At 32.6% G+C, this 11,436-nt stretch carries 7 protein-coding genes; 3 read left to right on the plus strand and 4 right to left on the minus strand.

Annotated elements, in window-relative coordinates; all coding sequences use genetic code 11:
* The first annotated feature begins 224 nt into the window (after positions 1 to 224).
* Positions 225 to 3,524: a type ISP restriction/modification enzyme gene (locus BTO16_RS04850; protein WP_105020509.1), complete on the plus strand. Its 3,300-nt coding sequence runs from the start codon at positions 225 to 227 to the stop codon at positions 3,522 to 3,524.
* Positions 3,525 to 3,608: 84 nt separating this feature from the next.
* Positions 3,609 to 3,953 (plus strand): DUF3024 domain-containing protein, encoded by a 345-nt coding sequence (locus BTO16_RS04855; RefSeq protein ID WP_105020510.1) that lies wholly within the window; start codon positions 3,609 to 3,611, stop codon positions 3,951 to 3,953.
* Between the two features lie 357 nt (positions 3,954 to 4,310).
* Here BTO16_RS04855 and BTO16_RS04860 read toward each other — a convergent pair whose 3' ends face one another.
* From BTO16_RS04860 to BTO16_RS04870, 3 genes are all read right to left on the minus strand, one after another.
* Entirely contained in the window at positions 4,311 to 5,120 is an 810-nt protein-coding gene (locus BTO16_RS04860) for an SHOCT domain-containing protein (protein ID WP_105020511.1), read from the minus strand.
* 411 nt (positions 5,121 to 5,531) lie between these two features.
* The gene (locus BTO16_RS04865) at positions 5,532 to 6,929 is read right to left on the minus strand and encodes a pyridoxal phosphate-dependent decarboxylase family protein (protein WP_105020512.1); all 1,398 of its coding nucleotides are present in this window, start codon (positions 6,927 to 6,929) and stop codon (positions 5,532 to 5,534) included.
* 18 nt (positions 6,930 to 6,947) lie between these two features.
* Positions 6,948 to 7,511 carry a cysteine dioxygenase gene (locus BTO16_RS04870; RefSeq protein ID WP_105020513.1) on the minus strand — a complete coding sequence of 188 codons (564 nt, stop codon included), beginning with the start codon at positions 7,509 to 7,511 and terminating at the stop codon, positions 6,948 to 6,950.
* A gap of 261 nt (positions 7,512 to 7,772) precedes the next feature.
* On the opposite strand from BTO16_RS04870, the gene BTO16_RS04875 reads away from it, so the two are divergent.
* Positions 7,773 to 9,308 carry a sodium/proline symporter gene (locus BTO16_RS04875; RefSeq protein ID WP_105020514.1) on the plus strand — a complete coding sequence of 512 codons (1,536 nt, stop codon included), beginning with the start codon at positions 7,773 to 7,775 and terminating at the stop codon, positions 9,306 to 9,308.
* Positions 9,309 to 9,412: 104 nt separating this feature from the next.
* Here the strand turns inward: BTO16_RS04875 and typA are convergent, their stop codons facing one another.
* A complete protein-coding gene (typA, locus tag BTO16_RS04880) occupies positions 9,413 to 11,185 on the minus strand; it encodes a translational GTPase TypA (RefSeq protein WP_105020515.1) in 1,773 nt (590 codons plus the stop codon).
* Positions 11,186 to 11,436 lie beyond the last annotated feature (251 nt).

Consider the following 11,436-nt stretch of genomic DNA (forward strand, 5'->3'; position numbering starts at 1 on the left):
ACAAATTTATTGTACAACTTTTATACATTTATTGTACAATAATTATACAAAACCTTAGCTGCAAACAAGTAAAACCTTATAAGCTTTGTACTAAAACCTTATAAGCAACTAAGTAAAAGTTTATACACAATTAAAAGCATTGTTAGTAAGCTCATTTTATATTGCTATTAAATCATAAAAAAGACTATTTTTAAACTTTAATTGCTAGAAAATATAATTGACACATGACTTTAGAGAGCTATATAGACAACCTAAACCAAAGGTATACACTTGGTAACGCAACAGAACATACTTTTAGAGGCGATTTACAACAACTATTAGAAACCATTTTACCAGATATTAGAGCAACCAACGAGCCTAAAAGGCAATCTTGTGGTGCACCAGATTATATTTTAACTAAAAAAGACATTCCAGTTGGGTTTATAGAGGCGAAAGATATTGGCGATAAAGATTTAGAGGGTAAAAAGAAAACGGGTAATAAAGAACAGTTTGATAGATACAAGGCTTCTTTAACCAACCTTATTTTTACCGATTATTTAGATTTTCATATCTACCAAGATGGTGCGTTTATTACCAAAATTGCCATTGCAGAAGTAGTAAATAATCAAATAAAACCCATTAAAGAAAACTTTGAAACTTTTACCAATCTTCTTAAAGATTTTGCAACGCATGTTGGCCAAACTATAAAAAGTTCTAAAAAGTTGGCAGAAATGATGGCGGGTAAAGCGCGCTTATTGTCTGATGTTATTGAAAAAGCACTAACGAGTGACGAAAACCATCAAGAAGATAGTACTCTTAAAGAGCAAATGTTGGCTTTTAAAGATATTTTAATTCATGATATTACACCCAAAGGTTTTGCAGATGTATATGCACAAACAATTGCGTATGGCATGTTTGCTGCTCGTTTGCACGACCCTACTTTAGATACGTTTAGCCGTCAAGAAGCAGCAGAACTCATTCCTAAATCGAACCCGTTTTTAAGAAAATTGTTTGGGTACATTGCCGGACCCGATATTGATGACCGTATTAAATGGATTGTAGAAAACTTATCAGAAATCTTTTTAGCGTGTAACGTAGAAGATATTTTAAAGAATTATGGGAAATCTACCAAAATGGAAGACCCAATTATCCATTTTTATGAAACCTTTTTAGCAGAATACGACCCAAAACTGCGTAAAGCAAGAGGTGTTTGGTACACGCCTGCGCCTATTGTAAACTTTATTGTGCGTGCGGTTGATGATATTTTAAAAACCGAGTTTAACCTACCGCAAGGTTTGGCAGACAGCTCTAAAACTACCGTAAAAGTACAAACGGATATTGCCAATAAAAACTTTAAAAGTGGTTATACAGAAGTAGAAAAAGAAGTACATAAAGTGCAAATTTTAGACCCAGCAACGGGAACAGGAACCTTTTTGGCGGAAGTTATAAAACACGTTCATAAAAAGTTTAAAGGGCAAGAAGGCATTTGGAGCAGCTACGCAGAAAACAATTTATTGCCTCGTTTAAATGGATTTGAATTGCTGATGGCTTCTTATGCAATGGCTCACTTACAAATAGACTTATTGTTAAAAGAAACGGGATTCAAAGCCACCAAAAACCAACGAACCAAAGTGTATTTAACCAATTCTTTAGAAGAATATCACCCAGATACGGGTACCTTATTTGCCAATTGGTTAAGTAGCGAAGCCAACGAAGCCAACCATATTAAACGCGATACGCCTGTGATGTGTATTATTGGAAATCCGCCGTATGCAGTAAGTAGTACTAATAAAGGAGCATGGATTGAAAATCTTTTAATTGATTATAAAAAAGATTTAAATGAAAGAAGTTATAATTCTCTTTCTGATGATTATGTTAAGTTTATTCGATACGGACAATATTATATTGAAAAAAATGGAGAAGGTATCCTAGCTTATATTTCTAATAATAGTTTTATTGATGGAATTGTTTTTAGACAAATGCGTAAAAACATTTTAGAGACTTTTGATAAAGTCTATATTTTAGATTTGCATGGTAATGCTAAGAAAAAAGAAACAGCACCAGACGGAAGTCCAGACCAAAATGTATTTGATATTATGCAAGGCGTTTCCATTAATATCTTTGTGAAAACAGGCAAAAAGAAAACAAATGAATTAGGACAGGTTTTGCATTATGACTTGTTTGGTAAAAGAGAGTTTAAATACGATTTTCTGAAAGAAAACTCAATTAATCCTATCAATTGGAATCACATTAAAAATAAACAACCAAACTATCTATTTATACAAAAAAACTATGATGGTATTAAAGAATATGAGTCTGGAATAAAAATAGACAAATTAATTAACTTCAAAGCTAGTGGAATGGTTGGCGGCAGAGATTCAATTGTTGTTAATTTAAAAGATGATTTTAATAGTTTAATTGATGATTTTCAAAACAAAACAGTAGAGGATATTCAAAGTAAATATGGCTTAAAAGATAGCAGAGATTGGTCAATAAAAAATGCTATTAAAGATTTAAACTCGTCAACTGAAATCAGAGTTCTACCAACAATGTACAAGGCTTTTGATAAACGTTACGTATTATATACTGGTAAAACAAAAGGAATTGTTCAATATCCAAGACAAGAATTAGTTAGACAATTTAATAATCAAAATCTTGGATTGTCTTTAATGCGAAGTATAATTCCTAATGATAAATTCAACCAGATTATGGTTACAAACTGTATAATTGATAAGAACTTTTATAGTTATCAAACTTATAACTTTCCATTATATTTATATCCAGAGGAAAACAATCAAATATCTATAGAAAATTCATCCGTAGAAAGAACTCCAAACCTAAATTTAAAAATAGTAAACGAAATTGCTAAAAAGTTAGGGTTGGTGTTTGTAAATGAAAAAGAAACGGATGGTAAAGTTACAGATTGCTTCGTTCCTCGCAATGACGGAAGTTTTAGCAATGACAGAGAAAATGGCAATGACGTTTCTAATTTAACAACTTTTGCGCCTATTGATATTTTAGATTATATCTATGCGGTTTTACACAGTCCAACCTACAGAGAAAAATACAAAGAGTTTTTAAAGATAGATTTTCCAAGAGTTCCGTATCCGAAAGACACAAAAACCTTTTGGAAATTGGTACAATTAGGCGGCGAAATAAGACAGTTACACTTATTAGAAAGCGAGAAAGTAAACGACTTTATTACCAATTATACAGGTGAAGGCGATAATGTTATCCGCAGAAAAATAACCAAAACAGATATTGGTTTTGAGCCAAACGTCATTGCGAACAGCGTGAAGCAATCTGTTACTGCAAATGACGTTTTAGGCAAAGTTTGGATAAACGACACTCAATATTTTGATAATGTGCCCTTAATTGCTTGGGAGTTTTATATTGGCGGATATCAACCTGCACAAAAATGGTTAAAAGACCGTAAAGACCGCGTATTAGAATTTGATGATATTTTTCATTATTCAAAAATTATTGTTTCGCTTACTGAAACGCATCGTTTAATGCAAGAAATTGATGCGATTGAAATTGAATAAACAGCTTAAATATTTTGCTAGGTTTTAAATATCTAATAAGTATTTTAGCTAAAAAATGTAGGTATAAATTATAACAAAATTAAAATGACAACAAAAATCATAGACATTAACGAAGTTACAATCAAAAATTATGTCGAATCTTTGCGACCAGAAGATCTAGAAATTAGAAAACAAATAGATATTGGGTATACATATAACACAAATGTTGTTAACTTATTTGAAATAAGACCTCAATGGGACAACCCATCAGAGACGCTAAACATGGAGTTTGCAAGAATTAAACATGTTAAATCTACAAAAATTTGGAAACTATATTGGATGCGTGCCAGTGGTAAATGGGAACTCTATGCACCCTTCCCAGAATCTACACATTTAAGTAAAATTATAGCAATTATTAAAGAAGATAAGCACAGTTGCTTTTTTGGATAATTGCAAAATTGCATTTTAACACCGAATTTGTAATGCCATAAAAAAGTCGCTTTTACTTGTTAATAAGTACAAAACCAACCGTTTTTGGTAAGGATTGTATCGAGATGCAATAATAACGCTGTCACATCGAGTAATCCGGTTTTTGGACGGGATTGTATCGAGATGCCGATACAATTTCGATGAAAAATCGAAATCACTCGAACTGACAACAATCGTAATATTTAATGCTTACTTTTTAAACTCTAAATTGCAATTCTAGGTTTTTCCCAAAGAGGTTTAGTGGCTAAGCAAAAAAAAGCGGAACGAACTTAGTCTTAACTTAGTTTGTTCCGCTTTAAAATAAATAGAATGCTGTTTTTACAATCTATTTAATAAATCTGTTTTCTTAGCGTTAAATTCTTCAACCGAAAGAAACCCTTTGTCTTTTAAACCTGCTAACTTTTCTATTTTACTAAAAATATCTTCTTCAAAAGTATTTGTATTCATATTGCTAACAACTTGCATTGGCAAAGGCTCTTGAATTTGTTCTATAATTGGTGCTTGTTGATTTTGAACTACATTATTTTGTTGCACTGGCTGTTCTTTTGGTTTGTTATCACCACCAGAAATAATTGGTAAAGAGTTTAAATTTACCGTACCATATTGGCTCGTAAAAGTTACAGAATACGTACCACTTTGTTGCTGACCAACGCCACCAATTTGATTATCCAACGTATCAAAAATAGTTACTTTTCCGTTTTGCTGAATTGCTAAACGATTAATATTAGAAAATATAGCATAGCTGGTATTGTTTTGGCTTCCTGTAGAATTTGGAAAACCTAAATTACCCCACCAATGACCTGCAGGAGACATAGAACCGTCTTGATTTTGTACTTTAGGCAATGGTTTGTATTGTATTGCTCCTTGATGAATTAAGTTTGACAACTCAACACAAAGGCCGTCTACAGTAGCTTTTAACTGATAGTTAAACATATCGCCAACCATGGTCATTCCGCCTTGCATCCATTGGCCACCACCACCTAATTCAGGAATATTGAATTGTGCCATTGACCCGTTGCTACTCATAAGTCTTTGCGTTAAATCTGTAATCGCATTTACACTTATTCCGTAGCGATTTGCTACGTTCATTATATTCTGAAAACTAGCATCTGTGAATATTGCATTCATATTTTTGTATTTCTTGTTTATTGCTAACTAATTGTAGTTTACCAATTTTGCCGCAAAGATACCTTTTAGGAACATCATTAATGTTCTTTTAGGTAGAATTTTTAAGGGCATTACTCCTACTTTTTAAATAAAATAGCACAAGTTATGAGTGCTAATTTAAGAGGTACTACTTTTCATTTAAATATAATAAACTAAAAAGAAGCTTAACTAAATGATGTTACAACCAATTGATAATCAAAATTTAACTATTGTTAATTGAACTTTGTAACTAAAAAGCAAAAATAAAGCCCATGAGTATTCAGAGGCTTTTTGTATCCTTAAAATTAGTTCTTTCTAATACAGTCGTTTCAAGTAGTGCATAAATGCTATTATTTAGATTTATGCAAGGGTAAAATGATATTTAAAATCAATTTAAACACTCATCGCTGCTGTTTTTAATAAACTTGGTGTTTTTTCAACAAAATTCTCTAAAACTTTAAAGAAATTTAAGATGTCTTGTTGTTCGTTATTTGCATTTATGGTTACCAATCTAATAAAGGTGTCTTCTTCAAAAGAACCAAAACCAACCACGGTAATTTGATGCTCGTACAAAGCAGTACAAAGTACCATCGGATCTACATTTTTATAATTGAAACACACCGAAATGGAATCGTCAAAACTATACAAGGTATACTCAGGATTGCTTCTTATATAAGCCAAAGCGACATCTGCCAAATCAAATTGGTGCTCTACTATTTGCTTTAAACCTTGTGTACCCTTAGATTTCCAGAGTGTCCAAAACTTTAAGGCATCGTTTCTTCTGCCGCATTGAAAAGAAGTTTTACCTAAGTTAAAATCGTCGCCATCTGTTTGATATAAATAATCGGCATCATTGCTAAACGAATCGTGCAAATGTTTTTTATCATTCACTAAAATAATAGAACACGTTAAAGGGGTTCCTAACATTTTATGTGCATTGTAACTAAAAGAGTTCGATCTCTCCACTCCTTTTACCAAATGTTTATACTTGTCACTAAAAATTACACTTCCGCAATATGCACCGTCTACATGAAGCCAAATGTTATACTTTTCTGTAATGTTAGCAATTTTATCAATTGGATCAAAAGCGCCTAAAACGGTTGTGCCCGCAGTTGCGTTTACGTACGTAGGAATTCCGCCATTTTCGATGTCTTCTAAAATTTGTTCCTCCAATTTATTGGGAAGCATTCTACCTTTAGAATCCGCTTTAATATACCTAATATTGTTTCTCCCAATTCCTGCAAAACTAGCATTCTTAGCATTCGAATAGTGAGATTCTTTAGACGTATAAATAATCATGGGTTTAGACATGCCGTTTAGCCTGCACAAAGGATCTTTAGCGTCTCGCCCCATTACCAAAGCCATATAATTACTCATAGAACCACCTGTAGGAAATGTGCCATTACTACTGGGTCCATACCCAATTAAAGCACACGATTGTCTAATAATTTCTTGCTCAATACCTACTTGTGGGCCAGCTACTTTATAGGTATACATGCTATTATTAAGCATCACCGCTAATAAATCGCCTAAAATTGCTTTGCTTTGTCTACCTCCAAAAAGCTGATTAAAAAATAAATTAGTTGCTGTTTTTGGGGTTGATATAAGCACTTCTTTCAATAAAGACTTAAAATTAGTGTCAATCATTGCCCCGTCATTTAGCGAAAGATCGATAGCGTCATATAATTTGCTAGCTTCTATTCTTTCTGCTACGGGGTTTTTATCTTCTTCATTAATTAAAACTTCAACGAGTTCATTAAATAATGCTAAATCGTTTTTTATAGTAGACATACTTTTTCTTTTAATTTATTAAGATGCAATGGTATCGTACTCTAATTCTTTAAGCACAAAAGTGTTTGATTCTGCATCAAATATTCTGCATTTACGAATAGGTTTTGCATATAAGTGCAGGGATATGCTTTTTTTATCTGATAGGTTTTCTAAAGAATGAAATCCCATAAAATCTTTCATATACGTAACCTGATTTGGTTTTGATATGGCTGTTTTTACAATATCTAAGCCTCCACTTTCATTTTCTTTGTAGATGGATTCTTTAAATTCGCCTGTAATCACTTTTACCCAACACTCTTCCCCATCGTGATCGTGAATTGGCGTGCTATGGCCTTTACACCAGCAAATTAAGATTAGTTCAAATTTTTCGTTGTCAACGATACAATTTCGGGTATAACATTCATCAGACCATGAAATGTATTTTTCAAAATTTTCTGAAGAAAGTTTTACAGAATGTATAAGATGATTGTAAGTTGCCCTATCACCTTCTGAAAGTGCTGTTATTAAATCGTCTAAGGTTGTAAGTGTAGTGGTACTATTTTCGCTAGTATTCAAAATAATGTTTCTCTTTTTTTTGTTCATTTAATGTACAAATCCAAGGTGATTCCTTAAATCTAACTAAATAATCGAACTGATATAGGGAACCACTTCAAGTTTTTCAAATGTAATGAATTTCACTCTTTTAATTGCATTTTCTGCAATTTCTTAAATGATTTAGTTTAGAAACAAGACTAATTCCTATTTTTTTAACTATTTTTCATCATCTAAAAACATAACTCCCTATCCTATTTAAATTTTTAGACGTAAAACATTTCATAAACTAACTACAAACAATTAAATAGTATGCAAGACCCAAATTTTATAATTAAAATAGCTGTATTAGCTGTGTATGTTGGTATTTTATTTCTGATCGGCATATTGGCTTCTCGACGTATAAAAAGTATGAGTGACTATTATGTTGGCGGAAAAAAAATGGGCTTTTGGGCGGTTGCTTTTTCGGCAAGAGCTACAGGAGAATCTGGCTGGTTACTAATAGGATTAACAGGAATGGGCGCAATAGCTGGATATTCTGGTTATTGGGTTGTTGCAGGAGAATTACTTGGTGTGTTTGTTTCGTGGCAATTTATGGCAAAACGTTTTAAGAAAAGATCTGATGCCTATGGCGCAATTACGATTCCCGATTACTTAAATAGTCATTTTAAATCTACAACGCATACGCTTCGAATTATTGCTGCCTCGGTTCTTGTACTATTTATTGTTATTTATGTTGCTTCTCAAATCGACGTTACTGGTGTTGCTTTTAAGTCGATGCTAGGAATAGATTATAAAATAGGCGCATTGATAGGTTTTTTTATTGTGCTTACCTATATTTTTATTGGCGGTTTTGTTGCAGCGGTTTGGTCTGATTTATTTCAAGGATTATTGATGTTTTTAGGGTTGGTTTTGCTGCCTATCGTTGTTTGGTTTTCTATGGATCATGGCGCAGGAATTACAGCAGGGTTAAATGCTATTGACCCTACGCTAACCCAAATAATGGGCAGAAGTACCGACGGTTGGATGAATCTTTTTACAATTCTAGGATTTTCTATGATTGGTTTAGGTTTTCTTGGTTCTCCTCAAGTATATGTTAGGTTTATGTCTATTAAAAATGAAAAAGAAATTGATAAAGGAAAATGGGTGGCAATGGCTTTTACATTACTTACGGATGCGGCGGCTGTAACCATCGGAATTTTTGCCCGTATCTACTTTACATCAGAAGGACAAGATCCTGAAGCCATTTTAGGAAATAGTGGTGAAAATGTTTTAAGCATGATTACCGAAGAATTTTTACCCACAATATTAGTTGCCATTTTTGTAGCGATTGTTTTATCGGCTATCATGTCTACAATAGATTCTTTATTAATATTAGCTTCGAGTGCCATTACAAGAGATTTTTATCAGAAAATATTTAGACCTAACATAAAAGACGAAAGTTTAACTAAAATATCGAGAATTTCTACGGTGATTATGGCTTTTGTTGCATTGATAATTGCTATGATTATAAACTACGTATCTCCAGATCGACAAATATTTTGGGTAATCCTTTTTGGGTGGTCTGGTATTGCAGCCACTTTTTGTCCTGTAATTATTCTCTCTCTTTTCTGGAAAGGATATTCAGAAAAAGGAGCTATTGCCTCTATGATTTCTGGATTTATGTCTGTGATCGTATTTAATTTTATATTTAAAGAGATGACGGATATTGGGCCGTATTTTGTAGCATTAGATGTACTTGCGCCTTCTTTTACCGTAGCAATGCTTGTTGGGTTTATCGTATCAAAAAAATATCCTCCAAGAGCAGCGGCTATAAAAATGATTGAAGAAATTGATGCATCAAAATAAGAAGAATAGTATTCATTAAAAGACATAAAAAAAGCTCAAGTTAAAACTTGAGCTTTTTTGTACGCTATAGTATTTAGAGAAAATACTTCTCTTAAGAATAAGAATTACCCTTTAAAAACAATCTTACGCATACGTAAGCTTAATGGAGTAACTTCTAGATACTCATCTGCTTTAATATATTCCATATTTTCCTCTAAAGAGAAATCTACTTTAGGTGCAATTTTCATCGCTTCATCTGTACCAGATTTACGCATGTTTGTTAATTGCTTTCCTTTAATTAAGTTTACCGCCATCTCATCAGATTTACTATTTTCTCCAATTACTTGGCCAATATAAATCTCTTGGTTTACATCAATAAAGAAACGTCCTCTATCTTGTAAACGGTTTAATGCATATGCTGTTGCTTTACCCGCTGCAGAAGAAACGATTGCTCCTTTTACTTCTTCAGTAAAGTCTCCTTTATAAGGACCATATTCACTAAATCTGTGGTTAATAATTGCAGTACCAGCTGTAGCTGTTAAAATTCTGTTTCTTAAACCAATCAATCCTCTAGAAGGGATTGAAAATTCTAAGTGTTGTAAATCTCCTTTAGGTTCCATAATTAACATATCTCCTTTTCTAAGAGATACTAAGTTAATTGCTTTAGAAGCCATTTCTTCTGGCACATCAATAGACAATGTTTCCATTGGCTCATGTTTCTTACCATCAACTTCCTTTAAAATTACTTGTGGTCTACCTACTTGTAATTCATATCCTTCTCTACGCATTGTTTCGATTAAAACAGATAAGTGTAAAACTCCACGTCCGAAAACGTTAAATTTATCTTCACTATCAGTAGTTTCAACTTTTAATGCTAAGTTTTTTTCTAATTCTTTAAACAGACGGTCACGAATGTGACGCGAAGTAACAAATTTACCTTCTTTACCAAAGAAAGGAGAATTGTTAATAGTAAACAACATACTCATTGTAGGTTGATCTATTTCTGTTCTTGGCAATGCTTCTGGGTTTTCTAAATCTGCAATTGTATCACCAATTTCAAATCCGTCTAAACCAGTAATTGCACAAATATCTCCACAAGGTACTTTTTCTACTTGCACTTTACCCATTCCTTCGAAAACGTGTAATTCTTTAATTCTTACTTTTTTAGTAGAACCATCAGACTTACATAACATGTATTCTTTACCAACTTCTAAATCTCCACGAAATACACGTCCGATAGCAATTCTACCTGTAAAAGCAGAAAAATCTAAAGAAGTTATTTGCATTTGTGGTGTTCCTTCGTTGTATTTAGTTGCAGGTATAGATTCTAATACTGCGTCTAATAAAGGAATAATATTGTCTGTTTGGTTTCTCCAGTCTGTACTCATCCAATTGTTTTTTGCAGAACCGTAAACAGTTGCAAAATCTAATTGCTCTTCAGTTGCTTCTAATGCAAACATTAAATCGAAAACTTTTTCGTGAACGATGTCTGGAGTACAGTTTTCTTTGTCTACTTTATTTACAACAACAATAGGCGTTAAACCTAAGTCTAAAGCCTTACCTAATACAAAACGAGTTTGTGGCATTGGGCCTTCGAATGCATCAACCAATAATAAAACACCATCAGCCATTTTTAATACACGCTCTACTTCACCACCAAAATCGGCGTGACCAGGAGTATCAATTACATTGATTTTTGTTCCTTTGTATTGAATAGAAACGTTTTTAGAAAGAATCGTAATTCCTCTTTCACGCTCTAAATCGTTATTATCTAACAATAAATCTGTACGTTCTTTACGATCGTCTAAGATTTTAGCTTGATCTATAATTTTATCTACTAAGGTTGTCTTACCGTGATCGACATGGGCTATAATAGCGATATTTCTAATTGGTTGCATTTGCGTATTCTTAAATTTCGTGCAAAAGTAATTGTTTAGAAGTGAATTACACTAATTATGCCCAACTATTTTAACCTACTTTAGTTAAAACATTGATTCTTAATTTTTTTCAAAAAAAGATAAAAGGCGAAGGTTGTTTAAATTAATGTTCTTAAAGCACAAAGAAAATTAAGCGATTCTCTGATTTACATTCTTTAATACTGGCTATTTACATGGAAAGAAGTACTAAAATTGCTGCCTTAAATGGCAGT

Origin of the sequence: Polaribacter glomeratus (assembly GCF_002954665.1) — a bacterium.
Lineage (GTDB): Bacteria > Bacteroidota > Bacteroidia > Flavobacteriales > Flavobacteriaceae > Polaribacter > Polaribacter glomeratus.

Coding starts and splice junctions, on each gene's coding strand:
- typA (WP_105020515.1), bottom strand. CDS start 11,185: ATGCAACCAATTAGAAATATCGCTATTATAGCCCATGTCGATCACGGT.
- BTO16_RS04850 (WP_105020509.1), top strand. CDS start 225: ATGACTTTAGAGAGCTATATAGACAACCTAAACCAAAGGTATACACTT.
- BTO16_RS04870 (WP_105020513.1), bottom strand. CDS start 7,511: ATGAACAAAAAAAAGAGAAACATTATTTTGAATACTAGCGAAAATAGT.
- BTO16_RS04875 (WP_105020514.1), top strand. CDS start 7,773: ATGCAAGACCCAAATTTTATAATTAAAATAGCTGTATTAGCTGTGTAT.
- BTO16_RS04860 (WP_105020511.1), bottom strand. CDS start 5,120: ATGAATGCAATATTCACAGATGCTAGTTTTCAGAATATAATGAACGTA.
- BTO16_RS04855 (WP_105020510.1), top strand. CDS start 3,609: ATGACAACAAAAATCATAGACATTAACGAAGTTACAATCAAAAATTAT.
- BTO16_RS04865 (WP_105020512.1), bottom strand. CDS start 6,929: ATGTCTACTATAAAAAACGATTTAGCATTATTTAATGAACTCGTTGAA.